24 protein-coding genes are annotated in these 20,058 nt (G+C 57.2%); 6 read left to right on the forward strand and 18 right to left on the reverse strand.

The annotated features are described in order from the left end of the window. Positions 1-5: 5 nt before the first annotated feature. From flgH to ACR0AW_RS20150, 8 genes are read right to left on the reverse strand one after another with little or no spacing between them, the layout of a single operon-like run. Complete coding sequence (flgH, locus tag ACR0AW_RS20115; RefSeq protein ID WP_170734155.1) at positions 6-737, reverse strand: flagellar basal body L-ring protein FlgH; 732 nt, start codon at positions 735-737, stop codon at positions 6-8. After that, a complete protein-coding gene (gene flgA / locus ACR0AW_RS20120; RefSeq protein WP_170734156.1) occupies positions 737-1,150 on the reverse strand; it encodes a flagellar basal body P-ring formation chaperone FlgA in 414 nt (137 codons plus the stop codon). The genes flgH and flgA overlap by 1 nt, the downstream gene beginning before the upstream one ends. Further along, positions 1,150-1,935 carry a flagellar basal-body rod protein FlgG gene (gene flgG / locus ACR0AW_RS20125; RefSeq protein ID WP_170395277.1) on the reverse strand — a complete coding sequence of 262 codons (786 nt, stop codon included), beginning with the start codon at positions 1,933-1,935 and terminating at the stop codon, positions 1,150-1,152. The genes flgA and flgG overlap by 1 nt, the downstream gene beginning before the upstream one ends. Before the next feature lie 21 nt (positions 1,936-1,956). Continuing rightward, the gene (locus ACR0AW_RS20130; protein WP_170734157.1) at positions 1,957-2,667 is read right to left on the reverse strand and encodes a flagellar hook-basal body complex protein; all 711 of its coding nucleotides are present in this window, start codon (positions 2,665-2,667) and stop codon (positions 1,957-1,959) included. After that, positions 2,667-2,939, reverse strand: coding sequence for a flagellar biosynthetic protein FliQ (locus tag ACR0AW_RS20135; RefSeq protein ID WP_170395271.1), 273 nt, complete (start codon positions 2,937-2,939; stop codon positions 2,667-2,669). Before ACR0AW_RS20135 ends, ACR0AW_RS20130 begins: the two co-directional genes overlap by 1 nt. Before the next feature lie 3 nt (positions 2,940-2,942). After that, positions 2,943-3,233, reverse strand: coding sequence for a flagellar hook-basal body complex protein FliE (fliE, locus tag ACR0AW_RS20140; RefSeq protein WP_170734158.1), 291 nt, complete (start codon positions 3,231-3,233; stop codon positions 2,943-2,945). A gap of 12 nt (positions 3,234-3,245) precedes the next feature. Further along, complete coding sequence (gene flgC, locus ACR0AW_RS20145; protein ID WP_170395265.1) at positions 3,246-3,632, reverse strand: flagellar basal body rod protein FlgC; 387 nt, start codon at positions 3,630-3,632, stop codon at positions 3,246-3,248. Between the two features lie 11 nt (positions 3,633-3,643). Further along, complete coding sequence (locus ACR0AW_RS20150) at positions 3,644-4,030, reverse strand: FlgB family protein (RefSeq protein WP_170734159.1); 387 nt, start codon at positions 4,028-4,030, stop codon at positions 3,644-3,646. Between the two features lie 107 nt (positions 4,031-4,137). On the opposite strand from ACR0AW_RS20150, the gene ACR0AW_RS20155 reads away from it, so the two are divergent. The 6 genes from ACR0AW_RS20155 to ACR0AW_RS20180 all read left to right on the forward strand — a co-directional run bounded on the left by ACR0AW_RS20155 (position 4,138) and on the right by ACR0AW_RS20180 (position 11,366). Further along, entirely contained in the window at positions 4,138-5,463 is a 1,326-nt protein-coding gene (locus ACR0AW_RS20155; RefSeq protein ID WP_480439526.1) for a FliI/YscN family ATPase, read from the forward strand. Positions 5,464-5,546: 83 nt separating this feature from the next. Beyond that, positions 5,547-6,386 carry a flagellar motor protein MotB gene (locus ACR0AW_RS20160; protein WP_170567488.1) on the forward strand — a complete coding sequence of 280 codons (840 nt, stop codon included), beginning with the start codon at positions 5,547-5,549 and terminating at the stop codon, positions 6,384-6,386. Positions 6,387-6,484: 98 nt separating this feature from the next. Next, on the forward strand, positions 6,485-7,780 hold the full coding sequence (locus ACR0AW_RS20165; protein WP_255611994.1) for a flagellar hook protein FlgE: 1,296 nt from the start codon (positions 6,485-6,487) through the stop codon (positions 7,778-7,780). Between the two features lie 33 nt (positions 7,781-7,813). After that, positions 7,814-9,265 carry a flagellar hook-associated protein FlgK gene (gene flgK / locus ACR0AW_RS20170; RefSeq protein ID WP_170734161.1) on the forward strand — a complete coding sequence of 484 codons (1,452 nt, stop codon included), beginning with the start codon at positions 7,814-7,816 and terminating at the stop codon, positions 9,263-9,265. Positions 9,266-9,267: 2 nt separating this feature from the next. Beyond that, complete coding sequence (locus ACR0AW_RS20175) at positions 9,268-10,275, forward strand: flagellin (RefSeq protein WP_170734162.1); 1,008 nt, start codon at positions 9,268-9,270, stop codon at positions 10,273-10,275. Continuing rightward, on the forward strand, positions 10,272-11,366 hold the full coding sequence (locus ACR0AW_RS20180; protein ID WP_170734163.1) for a flagellar basal body P-ring protein FlgI: 1,095 nt from the start codon (positions 10,272-10,274) through the stop codon (positions 11,364-11,366). The genes ACR0AW_RS20175 and ACR0AW_RS20180 overlap by 4 nt, the downstream gene beginning before the upstream one ends. 38 nt (positions 11,367-11,404) lie before the next feature. Here the strand turns inward: ACR0AW_RS20180 and ACR0AW_RS20185 are convergent, their stop codons facing one another. From ACR0AW_RS20185 to ACR0AW_RS20230, 10 genes are all read right to left on the reverse strand, one after another. Beyond that, a complete protein-coding gene (locus ACR0AW_RS20185; protein WP_170567482.1) occupies positions 11,405-12,049 on the reverse strand; it encodes a DUF1523 family protein in 645 nt (214 codons plus the stop codon). Positions 12,050-12,059: 10 nt separating this feature from the next. Then, entirely contained in the window at positions 12,060-12,326 is a 267-nt protein-coding gene (locus ACR0AW_RS20190; protein ID WP_170395242.1) for a hypothetical protein, read from the reverse strand. A gap of 1 nt (position 12,327) precedes the next feature. Further along, positions 12,328-13,665: a DUF6638 family protein gene (locus ACR0AW_RS20195; protein WP_170734164.1), complete on the reverse strand. Its 1,338-nt coding sequence runs from the start codon at positions 13,663-13,665 to the stop codon at positions 12,328-12,330. A 148-nt stretch (positions 13,666-13,813) separates the two neighbouring features. Next, positions 13,814-14,146 carry a hypothetical protein gene (locus ACR0AW_RS20200; protein ID WP_170734165.1) on the reverse strand — a complete coding sequence of 111 codons (333 nt, stop codon included), beginning with the start codon at positions 14,144-14,146 and terminating at the stop codon, positions 13,814-13,816. Continuing rightward, positions 14,143-16,074, reverse strand: a complete 1,932-nt coding sequence (locus ACR0AW_RS20205) for an ATP-binding protein (RefSeq protein WP_170734166.1) — start codon at positions 16,072-16,074, stop codon at positions 14,143-14,145. The genes ACR0AW_RS20200 and ACR0AW_RS20205 overlap by 4 nt, the downstream gene beginning before the upstream one ends. Before the next feature lie 75 nt (positions 16,075-16,149). Next, complete coding sequence (locus ACR0AW_RS20210) at positions 16,150-17,268, reverse strand: hypothetical protein (RefSeq protein ID WP_170734167.1); 1,119 nt, start codon at positions 17,266-17,268, stop codon at positions 16,150-16,152. After that, on the reverse strand, positions 17,261-17,536 hold the full coding sequence (locus ACR0AW_RS20215) for a hypothetical protein (RefSeq protein WP_170734168.1): 276 nt from the start codon (positions 17,534-17,536) through the stop codon (positions 17,261-17,263). Before ACR0AW_RS20215 ends, ACR0AW_RS20210 begins: the two co-directional genes overlap by 8 nt. Positions 17,537-17,545: 9 nt before the next feature. Next, complete coding sequence (locus ACR0AW_RS20220) at positions 17,546-18,625, reverse strand: coiled-coil domain-containing protein (protein WP_170423295.1); 1,080 nt, start codon at positions 18,623-18,625, stop codon at positions 17,546-17,548. Positions 18,626-18,835: 210 nt separating this feature from the next. After that, entirely contained in the window at positions 18,836-19,267 is a 432-nt protein-coding gene (locus tag ACR0AW_RS20225) for a hypothetical protein (protein WP_170734169.1), read from the reverse strand. Positions 19,268-19,490: 223 nt separating this feature from the next. After that, positions 19,491-19,958, reverse strand: a complete 468-nt coding sequence (locus ACR0AW_RS20230; protein WP_170395206.1) for an Hsp20 family protein — start codon at positions 19,956-19,958, stop codon at positions 19,491-19,493. Positions 19,959-20,058: the final 100 nt, after the last annotated feature.

The raw sequence follows: 20,058 nt of genomic DNA on the forward strand, positions 1-20,058 counted from the left end.
GGCCCTCAGAAAGGTAGCAAGGTATCAAGTATCTGTTGTCCATAGCGTGGTTGCTGCACATCCGTGATCTGCCCGCGGCCACCATAAGACACCCGCGCTGACGCGATCTTGTCATAGGTGATTTCATTCTTGCGCGAGATATCTTCGGGGCGGACATAACCCGAGACCAGCAGTTCCCGAAGTTCGAAATTCACCCGCAGTTCTTGCGATCCAGAAATCGAAAGCACACCGTTTGGCAACACGTCGACGACCGTTGCCGCCACGCGCAAGGTCAATTTTTCTTTGCGTTTGACCGATCCCTTCCCTTTGCTGACCGAAGCCGAGTCAATTGAAACGGCATCATCAAGTGAGGCCCCTTCAGGTAGTCGTTCACCTGCACGCTGCGGCAAGCCGAAGAGTTCCGGCACTGCAAGGCTTTCCGACCCCGCGCGCGATCGATTGGTATCGTTGGAAATTTCGGCCTTTTCATCCAGCTCGATCACGACCGTTAGAATGTCCCCTTTTTTCATCGCGCGCTGATCCCCAAGCAAAGAATGCTGCCCACCGCTCCACAAAGAGGACTGGTCGACCGTTCGCTGCGGCTGGCTGTGCAGCGGAAGCCCGGGCCACAGCATGGCAACATGTTCGGGCGATTCCGTGTTTGGTGTCAGGCTGGGCGGCTTGCCAAGGTGGTCCAATCGTCCACACGCCGCAACACTCAGAACGACAAATAGCAGGGGTTTCGAAAGGCTCGGCATCATTTAACCTCAATTTGTCCATCGGGACGGATTACGCCCGTTACTGTTGTGCGAGACGCCAGATTCATGACACGGATACGCTCGCCTGCTGCGCCCCGGCCCAACGCGCGGCCTTCGGCAGTGATCGATAGCGCGATGTGATCGAACACCAGCGTCACCAGATCGTTTCGGTCCACGATCGCAGGCGGACCGACATCGGCAGGGCGGATTGGCCGACCTGGATAAAGCGCAACACGTGCCTCCTGACCGATAAGATCCTCTGGCCTACGAACCGCCCCATTGACCTCAGTGGTTTTGATTTCGAGGTCGGATGAGACAATGACCTCTTTGGCGCGGATCGTGCGGGTCGGCACAACGATCTCGGCCAAGCTTGGCATCGGCATCATGCATAGTATGAGGGTTAACAGGCGCATCACCGGACCTGCGTGGTCGCGCCCATCATCTGGTCGACGGCGGAAATAACTTTGGCGTTCATTTCATAGCCACGCTGCGCTTCGATCAGTTCCGTGACCTCGCGCACCGCATCGACAGAGCTGTCCTCAAGATAACCCTGCCGCAATGTGCCCAGCCCATCTTCGCCCGGGGTGCCGACCACCGGTGCACCCGAGGCTTCGGTTTCCTTGAAGAGGTTGCTACCAATGGCCTCAAGACCCTTGGCGTTCGAGAAGCTGGCCAGCGTAAACTCGCCCAGCAACTGCCCCTCGGCCGTATCATCGAAATAGGCATAGACCTCACCCGCCGCATTGATCGAGATCGATCTGGCATCGTCTGGAATGGTAATTTCAGGGGCAACGGCAAAGCCATCAGAAGTTACGATCAGACCTTCGGCCGAACGTTTCAGGCTTCCGTCTCGGGTAAAGGCGGATTGGCCATTCGGCATGGTGACCTCAAGGTAACCCCGCCCTTCGATGGCGACATCCAGATCACTGCCCGTTGCCGAAAGCCCGCCCTGTTCCAGCTGTACGGTGACGGCGGCAGGGCGCACGCCCAACCCCAACTGAATACCTGTCGGAAGGACCGTTCCATCCGAGGCATTGACCGCCCCGGCGCGCGCCATCTGTTGATAGTGCAGATCGGCAAACTCGGCCCGGCGGGTGTTGTAGCCGGTTGTATTCATATTCGCGAGGTTGTTTGAAATTGTCTCAACCCGCATCTGCTGTGCGGTCATGCCCGTAGCCGCGATCTTCAATGCTCGCATGTCGTATTCTCCTTCCGGTAATCAGCGCATCAATGCCTTAAGCGCCCCGCGAACCCGTTCGTCTTCGGCCTCAAGAAAACTCTGCCCGAGCTCGTAGGCCCGCTGAATTTCAATCATCCGGGTCACCTGACCAATGGCATTGACATTGGATCCTTCGAGGAACCGATGCAGCACGACCGGCTCGTCCACCGGGTCCACCTGCCCGCCTGCACGGAAATGTGTGCTTCCTTCGCGCACCAGGTTTTCGGGATCGGCGACGTTGTAGACACCGATCTGGCTCAGAAGTTGTCCATCGACGCTCATCGTGCCGTCGCTGCCAACATCGATCGTTGCGGCGTCGGGCGGGACAAAGACCGACGCGCCATTGCTGTCCAGAACCCGGTGCCCGTCCATCGTCACCAGATCGCCCTCAGCATTGGGTGAGAAACTGCCGGAACGCGTCAGGCGGTTCCCAGCGGGCGTTTCGATCATAAAGAACCCGTCCCCTTCGATGGCAAAGTCGAAGGCCCCGCCTGTCTCGGTCAGCACACCTTGTTGCAGAGAAGTGTTTCGAACCTGCGCACGGCTGAGCGATAGTGAAGGATTGCCCGGCATATCCCGGACGAATTCGGAGAACACCAGCCCCTGCTGACGATACCCGGTCGTGTTGGCATTGGCGATATTGTTGGCCACCATTCGCATCTCATCCATGAGACCGGATTGGCGGGACAAGGTGACATAAGCGGTGTCCATTAGCGACCTCCGGCAATAAGCGGGACCAATGTCCCGGTAAAAAACGTAACAAGGGTCTGGGTCATGAAGCCCATCGACATCCAGAACACGACCACGATTGCAATCAGCTTAGGCACGAAGGTCAGGGTCATCTCCTGAACCGAGGTCAGCGCCTGAAACAAACCAACTGTAAGGCCCGAGATCAGCGCCACCGCCAGGATCGGAACCGACGTGATGACTGCAACCCAAAGCGCCTGGCGCACGATGTCGTAGAACAGACCTTCGCTCAGCATCGTTCAGACCGGCATCCGCAAGATTTCCTGATAGGCTTCAACGACTTTGTTCCGAACGATCACAGCCGTTTCCACTGCCAACTCTGTCTGCGCCAGCGCCTGAACCAAAGCGTGCGGGTCGGCCTGCCCAACCATCGAGGATTGCGTCACTTGCTCGCTTTGTTTCAGCGTCGCCACGAAATCCTGAAACGAGGATCGCAGCCCTTGCGCTGTCCCCTGATGTTCGGGGTCGGCCTGCGTTGCAGGGCGCGCACCCGTATAATTCTGTGCGGCGGTAAGTGAGCGAACATCCATTCTGGTATTCCTTTATTTTCGGAGTAGATCCATCAGACTTGATGACATCTGCCGGGTCTGGTCGAACATCTTGAGGTTGGCTTCATAGCTGCGCTGCGCCTCTCGGGCGTCTGCTATTTCGATCATCAGATCGACGTTTGATCCTCTGTAATGGCCAGTCTCATCAGCCATAGGGTGGCCAGGATCATAAATTCGGCTCAGGTCGCGACGATCGAGTTTGACGCGCCCCGCCTGAACCATCTCTTTTCCGTCCCGTTCGACTGTCTCAAACGGGACTGTCTTACGCCGGTATCCCGGCGTATCGGCGTTCGATATGTTCTCGGACACATGACGCAACCGCGCTGCTTGTGCACGCAGTGCGCTAGCCGACGCGTCCAGCGAGTAGGAAAAATCGCTCATCGTGAATTCCCCTATGCCCGGCCCAGGCTCGTGCGCAGCACACCGATTGAAGACTTGTAGATCGCTAATGCCCGGTCATGTTGTCGCTTGACCTCGACAGCTTTCAGCATCTCTTCTTCCAATGAAACACCATTGCCATTCGGATCGCTCGAAGCCGCGACCGTGAATTCAGCCCAAGGCTGAGCGCGCACATCACCATTCAGATGACCCGTCTGAGTCGCGGTCATCGCGACCTCTCGGCTCGTGTTTTCAAACGCTGTCTGGAATGCTTCAATATCGCGGGGCTTGTATCCCGGCGTATCCGCGTTGGCCATGTTGCGCGCAACAACCGCTTGCCGTTGTCCGGCATGGGCTGCCATTGCGTACGCAGTCTTAAAGACGTTCAGGTCATTGAACATCGGGGCTTCTCCCTCGATCAATTTCAATCAAGGCTTAACCCCGATTCCTTTAGAAACCGTTTTCAACAAATCTATTTGGAGGACCTGCGATGGCCGATCTCGATCCGATGCGTCTGAAATGCGAATTCGATAGGATGTCGGCGGTACACCATATCGGGCGTGTGACCGGTGTTGCGCGCGGCGTGGTTGAAATCGATGGTCTGACCGCCCAAGCCCGGATCGGGGATCATCTGACGCTGCGCCGACAAAAAGGCCCGGACCTGCCGGGCGAGGTCCTGCATGTCGAATCAGGCGCGATCCATATGCTGCCAGCCTCCGCACCCGATGGCGTAAGCCTGGGGGATCAGGTCTCTCTCGACCAGATGCCTGCCTTTGCGCCCGGAATGCATTGGCTTGGGCGGGTGATCGATCCGTTTGGCAAACCTCTGGACGGCAAGCCCCTGCTGCCTGGCACGCTTAAACGTGACCTTATGCAGGCCCCGCCAACTGCGGTATCGCGCAAGCCGCTGGGCGGTCGTATGGAAACCGGGTTGGCCATCCTCAACACGATGCTGCCCATTGTCCAGGGTCAGCGAATCGGCCTGTTCGCTGGTTCAGGCGTTGGCAAATCGACGCTTCTGGCGACGCTTGCCCGCTCAGTCCAGGCGGATGCTGTGGTCGTTGCATTGGTGGGCGAACGCGGGCGCGAAGTGAATGAGTTTGTCGAGAACGCCCTGGGTGCCGAAGGTCTGAAACGATCCGTCGTCGTGGCCGCAACCTCGGATCAATCGGCCCTGATACGCAGACGGTGCGCATGGTCGGCCATGTCGGTGGCGGAATACCTGCGGGATCAAGGGTTAAACGTTCTGTTTCTGGCCGATTCAGTTACTCGTTTTGCCGAAGCGCATCGCGAGATTGCCGCCGCAATGGGTGAGGCCCCATCGCTACGTGGCTACCCGCCATCGGTCACGCCGCTGATTGCAAACCTGTGCGAACGGGCGGGTCCCGGAACTGCCGATCAAGGTGACATCACCGCAGTCTTCAGTGTTCTTGTCGCGGGTTCTGACATGGACGAGCCCATTGCGGACATTCTGCGCGGCGTCTTGGACGGACATGTCGTGCTGAGCCGAGACATCGCCGAACGCGGGCGCTTCCCAGCGATTGACCTCAGCCGATCCGTATCACGCAGCCTACCAGGTGCGGCGACCGCAGATGAGAACCAGTTGATTACAGAAACCCGCAAGCTGGTCGGCAGTTATGAGCAATCTGAGGTGATGATCAAAGCCGGTCTCTATGCCGAAGGAACAGATCCTTTGTTGGATCGCGCCGTCCGGGTCCACGAAGAGCTAGATAGCTTTTTTGCGAAGGCCGATCCCGATGGTATCGAAAACAGCTTTAATCGATTATCTCTGGTTTTAAGGCGCGCTGGTGTAAACCCGGTGTCGCAGTCTTAGAATTCAGAACAGTTTTAAGTGTTAAGCCCACCTTAACACCTGCCCTGCTAGGCCAGTAGGCGGGTGAATAGAAGGTGGTGGAGATGGGTGCGCAATCCAATGCGGCGCCAATCATCATCAAGAAGAAACGTGTATCGGGTGGCGATGCTCACCACGGTGGTGCGTGGAAGGTCGCGTATGCGGACTTTGTCACTGCCATGATGGCGTTCTTCATGTTGATGTGGCTGCTGAATGCAACGACCGAGACGCAACGCAAGGGTCTGGCGGATTATTTTTCGCCCACGATACCGGTCAATCCGGTCTCGGGCGGTGGCGATGGTGCCTTCGGCGGTGACAACATGTTTTCGGAAAAAACCATGGTTATGGATGGATCAGGTGCCAGCAATCGGAACCCCACCGAGGCGAAACAGGCGCGCGGATCAACCGGCGTGGATGCGAAAGGCGGCGGTAAGGGTGCGTTCGAAGATTTCTCGTCGCTCGAGGCGCAGTTGCTGGGGCGCGCTGGGGAAAGCCTGGTGTCCGATAAGATGCGCAAGCACATCGTGACCCGCGTCACCGACGAAGGGCTGGTGGTCGAGCTGTTCGCCACTGAGGATCAACCGTTGTTCGAATCGGGGACAGACACGCCAACCCAAATGATGCGCGCGCTGACACTTTTGGTAGCGCGGTCTTCTGATCTGGTGACAAACGCAATCGCGGTTGAAGGGCATGTGCGGTCTGCGCCCGTCGTGTTGGCGAATAACCCGGTCTGGGATCTGTCGACCGCGCGGGCGCAAAGCACCCGCCAACTGCTGCAGAACAAAGGCATCCAGCCACAGCGGTTGGACCGCGTGACTGGGCACGCGGACCGAGAGCTTTCGGATAAAAACCCCATGGCGGTACGCAATAATCGGATTGAGATCATCTTTTTACGCAACCCTTAGGGGGTAAAGGATAGACAGCATTTTAGCTGTTAGCCGGCTGTTAAGGGCCAGTGCGGTACGTGTTGCATCAACGAATGACGCAACAAAAGGGCGTACCGATGACCATATCCTCTTCGCTGAATGCCGGTGTGGCAGCGTTGAAGGCCAACGCCAACAGGCTGGCCACGATCTCTGACAACATCGCCAATTCATCGACATTTGGCTATAAAAGGGTCGAGACCGACTTTCACTCCATGGTCACATCTGGTCAGGGCGGCAGCTATTCGGCAGGCGGGGTCAGAACCACCAGCCAACGCCTGATAGATCAGCGCGGATCGCTGGTAACCACCAACAATTCAACCGATCTGGCCGTGCGCGGCAGAGGCATGCTGCCTGTCCGTCCCAGTTCGCAGATCGCGTCAGGTTCAAATGAGATGCTGCTGACCACGACAGGCTCATTCCGCACCAATGAGGAGGGGTATCTTGTCACACAATCCGGCCTTGTACTTCTTGGCTGGCGTGCCAATCCAGATGGCTCGATCCCCAGCGTCCCGAGGGATACGCCCGCCGCTCTGGAACCCATTCAGCTAAGCGTTAATCAACTTTCGGGCGCCCCCACAACATCCATGAACCTGCGGATGAACCTGCCTGCAACAGCGACCGACGCCGGTGCTCCGGGTGACACGCAGCCCTTGTCGGTCGAGTATTTTGACAATTTGGGCAAGTCTGAAAGCGTCGATATCGAATTGGTCCCCACCGTTCCTGCAACCGGCAGCAGCAATGAATGGACCATGACCTTGCGCGATTCGGCCTCGGGCGGCGCTGTCATCGGAGAATATACCCTGACCTTCACCGATAGCCGTACAGCCGGTGGTACACTAGCCAGCGTCACCGCCGTGACCGGCGGTGCCTATGACCCGGCAAACGGCAGCGTTGTCGTCAACGTCGCCGGCGGACCGATGGAGATCAACATCGGCCAGATCGGCGATGCGGACGGCATTACACAGCTTTCCGATACCTTTGCTCCGGTTTCGATCACACGCGATGGTTCGGCCGTTGGCACGATGACAAGCGTACAGGTTGATGAGAACGGCTATGTCTATGCTTTCTATGATACTGGGGTCAGCCGCCGGATGTTCCAGATTCCACTGGCCGATGTGCCGAATCCAAACGGTCTGACGGCGTTGGACAGTCAGACCTATGCCCCCTCGCGCGACAGCGGCACCTTTTTCTTATGGAACGCGGGTGAAGGTCCGACAGGAGATCTTGTTTCTTTTGCACGCGAGGAATCGACCACCGATGTCGCCACCGAGTTGACCTCAATGATCCAGACCCAGCGGGCCTACTCCTCAAGCGCCAAGGTCATTCAGACTGTGGATGAGATGCTGCAGGAAACCACCAATATCAAACGCTGATATGATGATTGATCAACGAAAGGGATGCGTCCGATGAATATGTCGACAGCACTGAACAACGCTCTGGGCGGGCTGAGCGCAGCCAGCCGTGGTGCGGCGGTGGTTTCAGGAAACATTGCCAACGCGTTGACCCCGGGATATGCCCGCAGATCGCTTGAACTGGCGACCAGCACAGTTTCCGGTAATGGCGTTCGTGTCGTTGGTATCACCCGGCACCAGGATCCGGTACAGATCGCAAACCGCCGTGCGACCGATGCAGACCTGATGGCAGCCAAAACCGTGGCGCAATTTCATTCAGGTTACGAGAAACTGTTGGGGGCAGCCGACGATGCCACTTCGATCTCGGCCAGACTGGCCCAATTCGAAAGCAGTCTGATTACAGCTGCAAGCCTGCCCGGCTCAGCCCAACGGCTGGATCAGGCTGCCCGTGCAGGCGGTACATTGAGCACAGCGCTCAATACAGCGTCCGAAGGGGTGCGGCAAATGCGATCCGATGCGGATCGCACGATAGGCAAACAGGTCGATACGCTGAATCAGACTCTGAAAGACATCGAGAAACTGAATGCTCGTATCCCCGCTGTCCGCAATTCGGGCGGTGATATTGGCGCGCTGTTGGATCATCGTCAGATTCTGGTCGATCAAGTCAACGAGTTGGTGCCTGTCAACGCGATCGCGCGCGATAATGATCAGATTTCCCTCTATTCCGATGGCGGGTTGATCCTGCTGGAAGGAACTGCGGCCGAGTTTTCGTTCTCGACCACAGGCGATACCATGCCGCATATGACCGTTGGTAACGGGTTGTTGTCCGGGCTCGAGATCAACGGCCGACCCGTTCGCGTGAGCGGAGAGTTCGCCCAAATCCGAGGCGGCGCATTGATGGCCCAGTTCTCGGTCCGCGACGAACTGACCGTCGAAGCGCAAGCCGATCTGGACGCCGTCGCCCGCGACCTGATCGAGCGCTTTGAAACCACCGGGTTGGACCCGACCGCTGCCGCGACCGATCCGGGCGTCTTCACGGATAACGGCAGCCGCTTTGATCCGGTTTCTGAAACCGGTCTTGCGTCGCGCATCTCACTAAATGTTGTGGTCGACCCGGATGCAGGGGGTGACAGCTGGAGATTACGTGCGGGTCTGGGGGCATTGACCCCCGGTGCGCCGGGTGATGCCAGCCAGTTGCAAGCTTTTGGGGCCGTTCTGACCGACTCGCGCCCGGCCCCCAGCGTAGAGTTTGGGACAGGCACGATGCGCGCGGCGGAGATCGCCGAGGCGTTGCTTTCCAAAGCCGGGGCAAACGCACACACAGCTGACCAGCGCAGCAGTTTTGCAGCAAACGCGCAGCTGGAAATGCAAAAAGTCGTCGCGGAGCAAGGTGTTGACAGTGACGCGGAACTGCAGCGCTTGATGCAGATCGAGCAGGCCTATGCCGCAAACGCACGCATCGTCGCCGTCGTGGATGAACTGATGGATACCCTGTTGAGGTTATGAACATGACACTGAATTCGATCGGGGATCTGGCCCGCGGCCTTACCCTCAGAACTCGCAGCGCCGAGATCAAATCACAAATCGAAACACTGTCGTATGAGATGTCCACCGGCAAGGTGCAGGATATCTCGGGTCGTCTGGGTGGTGATTACTCGCACCTACTGGATCTAGATCGCAGCCTGGAACGGTTGGACGCGCTTTCCATCGCCACCGCCGAGGCGCGGCTATTCACGGACGCAATGCAATTGAGCCTGACAACGCTAAGCGGCTCGGTCGCCGAGATGTCAGCGTCGCTGCTATCATTCGGTACGGCGAACCAGACCGTGACACATGAACAAGCATCGGTTCAGGCACGAAATGAGCTCGACACAATGATCTCAGCCCTGAATACGCGGGCGGGAGGGCGCAGCCTGTATTCCGGAACGTCGACTGACGTCTCACCTCTGCCCTCCGCTGAAACATTATTGACAGCGCTGCAGGCCGAATTGACAGGGCTGTCCTCCCTAACAGATATCCAACAGGCCGCTGAGGATTGGTTCAACGACCCCGCCGGATTTGATGCGGTGATGTATCAAGGTGGCACAGACACCTTGGCTCCGATGCAGATTTCCGAGAACGAGCGGATCACTCTTCCGATCACTGCGACAGACCCCGCGCTCAAGGACGCTTTGCGCGATGTTGCGGTTGCGGCTCTGGCCACAGATGATGCGCTTGGATGGACACCTGATCTACGAACCGCATTGTTCACGCAGCTTGGTGTTGAGTTGGCCAATACACAGGATGCGACGGTCAATTTGCGCGCCCAGGTCGGCGCGGCTGAGGCGCGTGTGGAGCAAGCCGCAACGCGCAACGCCGCCGCAAAGACCAGCGCTGAGCATGCGCGCAATGCGTTGATCGCTGCAGATCCCTATGAGACTGCGGCACAGTTGCAAACCGTGCAGTTCCAACTGGAGAGTCTGTATTCCGTGACCGTTCGCAACGCCAACCTGTCACTGGTGAATTTCCTGAGATGAAGATACTCGTATTCCTTTTGATAACCTTACCCTGCATTGCCAATGCGGGGGCCATACGCCTGAAAGATCTGGTGGATTTCGACGGTGTCCGCGGCAATGATCTGGTTGGCTACGGCCTTGTGGTTGGCCTGAATGGCACCGGCGACGGCTTGCGCAATTCTCCGTTCACCGAAGAGATTATGTCCAACATTCTCGAACGGCTGGGTGTAAACGTGAATGGCGAGGATTTTCGCCCCAAAAACGTCGCCGCCGTATTGGTCACCGCCACCCTACCACCCTTCGCGCGCGTCGGCGGTCAGATTGACGTCACCGTCTCTGCCATCGGAGATTCCAAAGGACTTCTTGGGGGGACATTGATCATGACACCCCTGAATGCAGCAGATGGTCAGATTTATGCCGTGGCGCAAGGGACAGTGCTAGCCGGAGGCGCTGCGGTTGAAGGCGAAGCAGCGTCGGTTGTAAGCGGGGTGCCGACATCGGGCGTCATACCCTCGGGCGCGCGTGTGGAGCGCGAGATCGATTTTCAGCTTGCTGATTTGACTCAACTGAGGCTGGCGCTGAGAGAACCGGATTTCACGACCGCAAGCCGCATTGAGGCCGCCATCAACAGAGAATTCAACCGCGCCGTCGCACTCATGCGCGATTCCGGCACTGTGGAGTTGAGCATTGAGGCGACGCGGGCCGTATCAACCGCGCATGCCATTGGACGTATTGAAAACATTCTGGTCGAACCCGAAAGCAAAGCCCGCGTCGTGGTGGATCAAAGATCGGGCACAATTGTCATGGGTCGGGACGTCAGGATTTCACGCGTCGCGGTATCGCAGGGCAACTTGACCCTCACAGTCGAGGAAGCCCCGATTGCAGTTCAGCCAAATCCGTTTGCGCGAGGCGAAACAGTCGTTGTTCCGCGCACCTACGCTGGGATCGAAGAGGAAGAAGGAACGGGGCTTGCAGAAATCCCCGAGGCAACCACCTTGTCCGAAGTGGTCGCCGGGTTGAACGCCTTGGGCGTGTCGCCACGCGATATGATCGACATCCTGAAAACCATCAAGGCTGCCGGGGCGCTTCATGCTGAGTTCATCGTGAGATGAGCAGTCAGACCACGGCGCACGCCTTTTGGCGTACCACTTTACTTTGATTTCCAACTGTCCAGCCAGCGGCGAAAGCCCTTGCGCTTTTCATCTATTGCATCACCAGCGGCGTAAAGACCATCTTCCATGTTCTCCAAAACAGGATCGATCTTCTTTTGCCGAAACCGCCGCCAGCGAACCCAAATGGCCCAAACCAGCGCAGCAAGCACAGTCAGGAAGATAATATTGAACCAGGGGATGATGCGGACATCCGGCCCCTCGACATGCCGGATGAAAATTGCGTTGGGAAAAATCGACATGAATTCATTCCGCCAGCCGTAGTGCGTTACGACCACCCAATCGGGGTTATCTTTGGTCGACTTGGCATCGTTGGCCTCGGTGTAAAGGTTCGCAGTGTCGAACTTGAAATAAGGCGGCCAGCCCCAACCAGTGTCTTCGTTGCGATAGACAATCGGCTTCCCGTTGGCGCGTACGGCCTGAATGAACTGTACATCGCGGTTTGACAGGCTGGTGGATTGATCTTCAGGCTCGGACCAGAAGATCCGCGTCCAGTCCGTCAGGTCCTGACGTTCCTCATAGGTGTTGACGATCCGCACCACATCGTGCTGCGGTAGGGAATACTGCAAGATCACGGCGATCGTGCCCCAGAAGATGATAATGAACGCCCATTTCACATAGGCCATGCCTTAACCCTCACATGTAATTCACGATGTAGATCAGCGCGCCAATCGCCACCCAAGGTACAATATAGACACCCAAAATCAGTTTGCGCCGGAATGAGTTGTCGTAGACGTGCAAACCACGCGCAACAAACGCTTCTTTGTTACCGGTTTTGCCCTTTTCGTCCCACCACGTCTCCAACTTTCGCCGCCTAACTCCTCGCGAGTAAAAGGACAGCGCGAAATAGGCAATCGTCTGGATCACCAGCAGGATCAGAAACAGGCGCATCGCTCCGAACATCTTAATCTCTCCTGACCGCGCCCCAAGGGCCGACCCGTGCGATCACTGTTTCGCTGACCCGGTCATTGCCGGTCATATCCGGTTCATGACCAAATAGAGCCGCCCGCGCACCAGCCTTGTCCACCTGATACTCGCGGGCAAGGAAGTCGGCAACATAGGCTTTTTTGGTCTCGGGCCAGGTCCTGTAAGTACTATAAAACAATTCCTTGTGGCAGATGAACATCTGCCGCGGATCCAGCGGAGCCAATTCGGTCAACAGCATATTCACCAGATCGCGGTTCGGCGTATCGGCTGCGCGCAATGTGTAGAAATAGGCGGGATGATCCGAGGTGATGCGTGGCCAGCGCCCACCATCCGTCGCCCAGCGCAACAGTTGTGCGAGGCCGTGGTACGCCTCGGGTAGGCGATCGGCGTGATTGCGGGCCAGTCGTCGCATATCGCTGCGATCCAGCCCGCTCAGATCAACATCTGCGTCAGCAGCCGCAGCAATGGTCAGAAAGTCCATTTTCTGTTGCAGGATCGCGGCAGCATCCACGCCGCGCGCCTTAACGATAGGTTCAACCAGATCGTTGTAGTCGAGAAACTTGGCAATCTGGTTCCGCTGCGACGGGTCAAAAATGTATTTGATCGGCATATCGTCGGGCTTTTCGCCTATGCAAATCGCCGCCGGGTGATCCATATCCGGGAACAGGTAGAGCCCGCCAAAGTGTGCCGTCCAGAAATTACGCTGCTCGAATGCGGTGTGGCGCAGGCGGACGGGGTTGCGGGTGACGTCGCCGGTTTCCTTGGCCGTTTCGATCATCTTTGCGATCAGCACATCGTCGAACCATGCATCCTCTTCGGTTTTGAAGCGTTCGACCATGCCCGCTAGCTGCTGGGCTTTGCGCAGGGTGCCGCCCACGGTGTCGGCCTCGATCTCGATCTTGCTTAGGTTCAACAGGTCGCGCGGGGTGGTGAGTTTGATGACCGAGTTCACCAGCTCTCCGGCCACCGCATCGGTGGCGGTTAGAGCAAACAGCTGCGCCTCGTTCATCTCGATGAACTCACGCAGGATATCGCGCGAGGTCGAGAACTTGACGTTCAGAAGGGGCGCGCGTTTCTGCTCGGTCGTCAGCAGGATGAACTGCCGGTTGATCCCGTTGGGGTTGAGATAAAGCTCGTCCTCCAGCTCCATCCCCACCTCTGGCGAATAGCCCGAGATATCGACATGGAAATCCGTCAGCGCCGTGGTCTTGCCCGCCAGATGCTGCAGTGCGCGGTTATATCGCTCGACTAAGGCCGGGCTGGAGATGTGGACGAGGTTGCCGAACATCAGGCCTTTTTCGATGAGGCGGATCATAACAATTGCCTTCCCGCGCAACGGTAGCGATGCGCCCGGCCTGAGGGTGGGTGCGGAACGCGCCCGCCCTGGGGGCCGGGTCGGGCGCGTCGCGGCTGCGCCGCGATATCACTCTCAAACAGAAACCTGTGCTCCAAGAATTCGAAACTCATGCTCGCAGTCCTTTTGCAAATGCAAAAATGATCGCGAAACCAAGGGGTACTGCAATCAACCAGAACTGTAGCTGAAAATAGACCATTACATCTGCGGGATTTGCGTTGCCAACGTCCACGGCAAATCGGTCGACAAAAAAATCCATCAAAGTGTAGCTGGTAAGAATTGCCAGAACAGCGCAAACCGCGCCATATACGAAGAAAGGAAGAAAACATTTCTTTCCGCTTTCTTTAGCCGCACGAGATGCTCGATAGGCTCGGAACCCTATTGGAATAGCAACCACAGTGCTCAGTAGAAGAGGCAGACCTATAGCGATCAAATAATTCACCCCTTTCCCTCCAGATACCGCCGCTTGGCCTCTTCCATCCGACCCATCTCACGCACGGCGTTTTCGATGGCGACCTCGTCACTCTTGTCGGCATAGCGGAATTCGCTGTCGGCGTAGCGGTTGATCTCCTGGATTACCATTTCCACCGTGATCGGCTGGCGCAGGTCGTCGATCATCGCCTTCTTGATGTCGTAGTCGCGGAACAGGAACAGGTCGGGGTTTTCCATCCACTCGTCGGGCAGTTCGAAATCCATCGCGCGGACCTTGACCGCGTCGGTGATGTTCTTGATCGCACGGCCGGTGAACCGCTCATCCGCCTGCTGGATCGCCTTGAGGTAGGTGCCCAGCTTGGCAATCGTGTCCATCTGGCCGATCTCGCCAGACACCCGGTCATAGACCTGCAGCAGGGCATCCTCATGTGGACGGGAGTGGCTTTCAAAACTGGCGGCGACGGCCTTTTTGATCTCCTGCGCGGCATAGGCTTCGTGTTCACCCAGCGGGATGTCGTGGTTACGGCCCATCAGCAGGTGTAGGATGTCAATGTAATCCTCGCGCGTTTGCGGCCCATCCACCAGGAACCGCGCGCCCGCCCGCTGGCGCAGGGCGTCGTCCACATTCTCGGGGTAGTTCGAGAACATGCCAAAGGTGCAATTACCGCGCACGACGGTGTTGGCCCCGGCAAAACTCTCCATCAGAACGGCGGTGATTTCCAGTTGCCCGGCTGACGACTGCCGATCGCCGCGTTTGCCCGCAAGCTGGTCGATATCGTCGATCGTGCCGAAACCGATGACCGAGGGGTCGATGATCGTGTTGATAAAGGCCTTGGCATTCTGGCCGGATTTGCCCTGATAGCTGTCGATATTATCGGTGCTCAGGTTCTGGTAGCGGAACGGATAGCCCGCGTTCTGGCAATAGTCGTTGATCAGCCCGGCCATCATCTGGATCAGCGTGGTCTTGCCGGTGCCCGGTTTGCCATCACCCATGAAGGTAAAGATGAACCCGCCAAGCTCAGCAAACGGGTTCAGACGGCGGTCGAAATCATAGGCCATCACCATCTTGGCCAGCTTCATCGCCTGATATTTGGCGATATGGTTGCCGACCACCTCGTTCGGTTTCTTGAACGTCATGGTCAGGGTGGTGGATTTGGCCTTTGATGCCGGTTCGAAGCCCCGGATGGTCAGATCATCTGCCTCGATATGCCAAGCGGCACTCTGGAACGGTGCCAGATGGCCTGCGGACTGGGCGCGTAGAGCGACCTTTTCCAACAGTTGCTCGGCATAAGCGCTGGTAGCCGCGATCAGGTGGGCATCATCGGGGGCGTGTTTGGCAAGGGTCTGGTCCAACTCCCACAGCGCGCCGTGCAAGGCGAGTTGGCCGTTGTCGGTCAGGACCTCTTCGATCTCACCGATATCGACAGTGGTCTCTCCCAGATGCGAGGAGATCAAGTACGCCAGCGCATTGCCGAAGGTGTGCGAGGTGATCAGAGCCTCGGCAGTCAGCAGTTCCGAGAATTCGGTCTTGCGGGCGGCAGGTAGATCTCCGGCCAAATTCGCGCGCTTCAGATCCGCCAGCGGAGTCTGTTCCGCATAAGCCTCGGCCACGGCCAGAGCGATTGCGATGGCACGTCGTATCGCCTGTTGCAAAGTCGCCTGTGGCGGCGAGACCAGAGTATCCCCGTCATCTGACGCTTCGATCCGTTCGACTAGATGCACCCCGTCCCTGCGGGCAGTACGGCGTGTCACCAGACCCGGCGTCGTCGACCGAAACCGCCGCCCGGTAGAGACACCAGGGGATCGTTCGACAGTCGTTTCAACCGCTTTGGCAATACGCGGAGCGTGCTCGAAACCGCTCAGCAAAGCGGTCGCTGCCGGATAGTGCTTACGAATGTCGTCTTCGCGCAATTCCATCTGATCTGACGTCAAACTCATGTTTTTCCTCGCAATGCCGGGCAGAAGCCCGGCCTACTCTTATCACGTAGGGCGGGCTTCAGCCCGCCTCTGGTCTCAATATCTCAACACCTGTCCGGCCTTGCTGACCACGAACTTGCGCACATCGGCAAAACCCGGCGGATTGCGTTCGGCCAGCACCTGAAACGGACGCTGGGGCAGGATGATCGACCGCTGGGTACGGGTAGCGCCGGTTTCGGCCCCCTGCCCGCCGAACGGATCCAAGGCAAAAACCTCGCGTTCGACGGTCGAGAACCATCCGGCCCGCTCTTCGATCACATCTTCGCTTTCCAGCTCTTCCGTGGTCCAGGCCAGCGCCCAATCCTGACCTTGCGGAGATTGCGCATCCTCCAGCACCTGCCGCAGGGGGCCGGATTGTTCGGTATAGGCCGAGGAATACATTGGCCCCACATGAATGCGGCGCAGGTGTTTGGGGTGCAGGTCGTCGAAATCCTGATCGAACCCTTTGGCTATGGTCACCAGTTTCAACCCGCCCAGAGACTGCGCCATCAGATGCGCCTGCACTTCGGGCCAGCGGCGTTGGTCTTTGGGAAGGGCGGTTTTGCCGCTGTCCTCCAGTTGCATCAGGTAGATCACTGGCAGGTTGATCTGGCTGTCATAGACCGCCCAGTGGATCATGAACTTCCGCCGTTCGCCCTCATTCCCGATCCAGTGGCACTCGGGATCGTTGCGGGCCCAGAACAGCTGACCTTTCAGCAATTCCTGGTAATAGAGCCTTTGGGACAGCGCAAATTGCAACTTGGTGGGGATTTCCCGGTCACCAATGATCGTGCGGACCATGTCTGTTTTCAGGTCATCTTCGGACGGCATATTCGCCAGATGCACCTGCGCCTGCTGCGCGTCATTGGCCATGGTCAGCAACTCTGCCGCCACCGGAAACCCGCTATCGCGCTTGTCCATCGCAAGGCTGCCAAAAAACCGCCCCGTATCACGCCCGACCAGCAGGTATTTCATGCTGAGCGCGCGGAAGGTGTAGAGCAGCCCTGAGAGATAGCGCGACACGATCCGCACCTCTTGCTTGCTGATCACGCCCTCGACTTCCATCGTCGCGGCTACGCGTAGGAGGTGGACTGTGATCACCTCGAATTTGCGGAAATAGCGGCGCGAGGCAAAGGTGTCGGTCAGACCGACATGGTCTTGGGTGGGGTCAGTCATTATCCACGCGCTCTTTTCTTTGTCGGCGACCGAACAACTTCTCATCAAGCTGTTCAAGCTTGATGAGACCGTTGGCGAACAGAACGCAGAGGCAGAATGTCACCAAAAGAAAACCCGCTATCAGCACAAGTTTAATCACCAAATGGTCTGGCATCCAATCAGCTGTCAGAAGAAGCAAAGTTAGGAACCCGCCAAAGACAACAAAGAGAATCCCTATTCTGAACCTGTCGCGTATTCCTTTTGGCTTGCCTTTGGAACGGAACGTCACTGAAGCGCCTCACCCGCCATACAGATTCTTGTCATGCTTCTCGACAATCGAGGCGAACCGGCGGGCAAAGCGTTCATCCGCCTTGGCCTTTTTCTCCAGCACGTCGCGGGCAAAGACCATGTGGTCCTCATGCGCCTCAAGCATGTCGGCCATTTTCTGATTGGTCGCGGTGCCGATGGCGGCCATGGCGGTCTGCGCCTCTTGGTCCGTCTGCACACCGATCTCGTTGATGCGGTGGGCCACGTCCTGCTGCTGTGCTGTTTTCAGCGATTTGGTCAGGGCGTCATACAGCACCACGCGCTGTTGCGTGTCTGTCTGCAGCTTGTTGATCAGCACCATCTGCGTCGCCGCCTGGTTTTGCAGTGAGTCGACCCAGGTTTTGCCCTTTTCGATATAGCGTTCCAGCGTCTGAGACTTGGCCAGCTTGACCTGCTCTTCCTGAACCTTGGCGTTGTATTGCTTGTTCAATTCGGCCAATTCAGTCTCTAACTGGGTGCGGGCGGCAGCATCCTGTTCGACGCTGATCTTGTTTTCCAGCGTGATGATTGTTGGGTCCATACCCTGAATCTCGGCGCGCAGTGCTTCCAACTCGGCCACCGTCGCCTCACGGTCATCCAGCGTGACAGTCAGGTTGTCTTCGACCTTGACGCGCTGTTCCTCCAGTACCGACAACTGCCCTTCCAGCAATTTTACGATCACATCGGACTTGGCGATCAGGTCCTGCAGCTTGTCATCAATATTGGCGGTGCGCATGCGTTCCTGCCGCATGGACTCGGATTTGGCCTTGGCGAAGATGCCGACGAACGACTCCCACCCGGTTTTCGAACGCATTTCGTCGAAATCCTTGGAAAACGCGTTGGTCACGTCGTCGAGCCCCATGATCAACTCAGCGATGTTGGCGTTCATCACCTCGGTATGGGCGTGCACATCTTCCAAAGTGGCATTTTCAATGTCGATATCTGCCTCTGCGGTTCCGATCTTGGCACGCGCCGCTTCGATCCGTGAGGTCAAGCCTTCAATCTGCGACTGGCTTTCGCGGACTTTCTGTTGCGTCTCTTGAATCAATGCTTCGAATTGCTGGTTCGACATCTGCTATCCCTATTCTTCTTATCATCCAATGACATAGGGAATGTTATGGCAATTTACATCCCCTTGGGTCTCCAAATCACCAAGACTGTGACAAACTCGACGCTAAAAAGATAGACGCAGAGACAAGGCCGAGACACATTGCCTACTGGTTTTCAGAAGGGAAAATAGAAGCTCTTGGATTTCTTAAGTTGAAGTTGCCGAAGGGCAAGCTCAGTAGTTTGAGTAGCGGAAATTAACCACAGCATCATCTTGAATAGCGCAATGGGCTTTTATGTGGCTCCGCGCATCATTGCTGTCCTTCGAGCGCGCGACCTCCAGATCAATCAGATCGATGCCATCAGAATTTGTCGTATAGGAAAGCGTCCGCTCAAAATCGACGGCATAGTAGCCTTGATTGCTCATGGCGGTGTGGGTCCGATGCATACAAAGCCCGATCGCATTCTCCTCGGGCGAAACGTGCGTGTGCTTCTGGTATTTTGATCCGTGCTTGTGATGGTGTTTGGCGATCGACGCTCCCAGCACACCCAACGCGACCCCAGCGATAAGCGCTCCTGTATCGTTGGCACGGGTTGATGTCGCGGTCAGTGTGGTCGATGCAACAACGGCACAGACTATAGCGGCAAAAACGGATTTCATTCGCATCTATTTCGTTTCCCTCTGTAGGCAGTGAACAAAATTCAGTTCATTGAAGTGTTCCAGAAGAGACTAGCCTGACGACCTAAACTATTGCCAGATTTTCGTGAAAACGTGTTGCCCACCAAGTCCTTGTTGCGATGGATGCAACTTCGCCCCGCGCCTGGAGGAACGCGGGGCGTGTGGTGCGACAATCCAGAGAGGCGGGACTGTCGCTAAGTGATCAACAGCCTCAGTTCACGGCTTTGGCGTCAACCACGTCCTTTTCAATGGCCTTGCCAGACGAAATTTCGATCCGGCGCGGTTTCAGCGCTTCTGGCACTTCGCGCTTCAGATCGATGTTCAGCATGCCGTTTTCATGGCTCGCGCCGGTGACACGAACGTGGTCGGCCAGAGCAAAGCGGCGCTCGAACGCGCGGGTGGCGATGCCACGGTGCAGGTAGCTGCGCTCTTTTTCGTCCGAAGCTTTCTTGCCGGAAACCACCAGAGAATTTTCCTTTACCTCAACCGACAGATCGGCCTCGGAAAACCCGGCAACAGCGACCGAAATGCGGTAGGTATCAGCATCGGTCTTTTCGATGTTATAAGGGGGATAGCTGGGCTGAGCCACGTCATTGGTCAAAACCCGGTCCATCATGTCTGCAATCTGGTCGAAACCGATGGTTGCGCGGTGAAGTGGTGCGAAGTCAAATGTACGCATGTCGTATCCTCATCTTTGAGCGATTCACGAAATTGCCCTCCGAAATGGACGGGCGGTGATTTATGCCGGACCCCAGCTTTGGCGATCCGGTAAAACTCAG

It is taken from the genome of Ruegeria sp. C5, from assembly GCF_056537605.1.

Coding starts and splice junctions, on each gene's coding strand:
- ACR0AW_RS20205 (WP_170734166.1), bottom strand. CDS start 16,074: ATGAGTTTGACGTCAGATCAGATGGAATTGCGCGAAGACGACATTCGT.
- flgK (WP_170734161.1), top strand. CDS start 7,814: ATGAATATGTCGACAGCACTGAACAACGCTCTGGGCGGGCTGAGCGCA.
- flgA (WP_170734156.1), bottom strand. CDS start 1,150: ATGCGCCTGTTAACCCTCATACTATGCATGATGCCGATGCCAAGCTTG.
- ACR0AW_RS20135 (WP_170395271.1), bottom strand. CDS start 2,939: ATGCTGAGCGAAGGTCTGTTCTACGACATCGTGCGCCAGGCGCTTTGG.
- ACR0AW_RS20225 (WP_170734169.1), bottom strand. CDS start 19,267: ATGCGAATGAAATCCGTTTTTGCCGCTATAGTCTGTGCCGTTGTTGCA.
- ACR0AW_RS20175 (WP_170734162.1), top strand. CDS start 9,268: ATGACACTGAATTCGATCGGGGATCTGGCCCGCGGCCTTACCCTCAGA.
- flgC (WP_170395265.1), bottom strand. CDS start 3,632: ATGAGCGATTTTTCCTACTCGCTGGACGCGTCGGCTAGCGCACTGCGT.
- ACR0AW_RS20230 (WP_170395206.1), bottom strand. CDS start 19,958: ATGCGTACATTTGACTTCGCACCACTTCACCGCGCAACCATCGGTTTC.
- ACR0AW_RS20195 (WP_170734164.1), bottom strand. CDS start 13,665: ATGATCCGCCTCATCGAAAAAGGCCTGATGTTCGGCAACCTCGTCCAC.
- flgH (WP_170734155.1), bottom strand. CDS start 737: ATGCCGAGCCTTTCGAAACCCCTGCTATTTGTCGTTCTGAGTGTTGCG.
- ACR0AW_RS20155 (WP_480439526.1), top strand. CDS start 4,138: ATGCGTCTGAAATGCGAATTCGATAGGATGTCGGCGGTACACCATATC.
- ACR0AW_RS20185 (WP_170567482.1), bottom strand. CDS start 12,049: ATGGCCTATGTGAAATGGGCGTTCATTATCATCTTCTGGGGCACGATC.
- ACR0AW_RS20160 (WP_170567488.1), top strand. CDS start 5,547: ATGGGTGCGCAATCCAATGCGGCGCCAATCATCATCAAGAAGAAACGT.
- ACR0AW_RS20150 (WP_170734159.1), bottom strand. CDS start 4,030: ATGTTCAATGACCTGAACGTCTTTAAGACTGCGTACGCAATGGCAGCC.
- flgG (WP_170395277.1), bottom strand. CDS start 1,935: ATGCGAGCATTGAAGATCGCGGCTACGGGCATGACCGCACAGCAGATG.
- ACR0AW_RS20190 (WP_170395242.1), bottom strand. CDS start 12,326: ATGTTCGGAGCGATGCGCCTGTTTCTGATCCTGCTGGTGATCCAGACG.
- ACR0AW_RS20210 (WP_170734167.1), bottom strand. CDS start 17,268: ATGACTGACCCCACCCAAGACCATGTCGGTCTGACCGACACCTTTGCC.
- ACR0AW_RS20180 (WP_170734163.1), top strand. CDS start 10,272: ATGAAGATACTCGTATTCCTTTTGATAACCTTACCCTGCATTGCCAAT.
- ACR0AW_RS20220 (WP_170423295.1), bottom strand. CDS start 18,625: ATGTCGAACCAGCAATTCGAAGCATTGATTCAAGAGACGCAACAGAAA.
- ACR0AW_RS20165 (WP_255611994.1), top strand. CDS start 6,485: ATGACCATATCCTCTTCGCTGAATGCCGGTGTGGCAGCGTTGAAGGCC.
- fliE (WP_170734158.1), bottom strand. CDS start 3,233: ATGGATGTTCGCTCACTTACCGCCGCACAGAATTATACGGGTGCGCGC.
- ACR0AW_RS20130 (WP_170734157.1), bottom strand. CDS start 2,667: ATGGACACCGCTTATGTCACCTTGTCCCGCCAATCCGGTCTCATGGAT.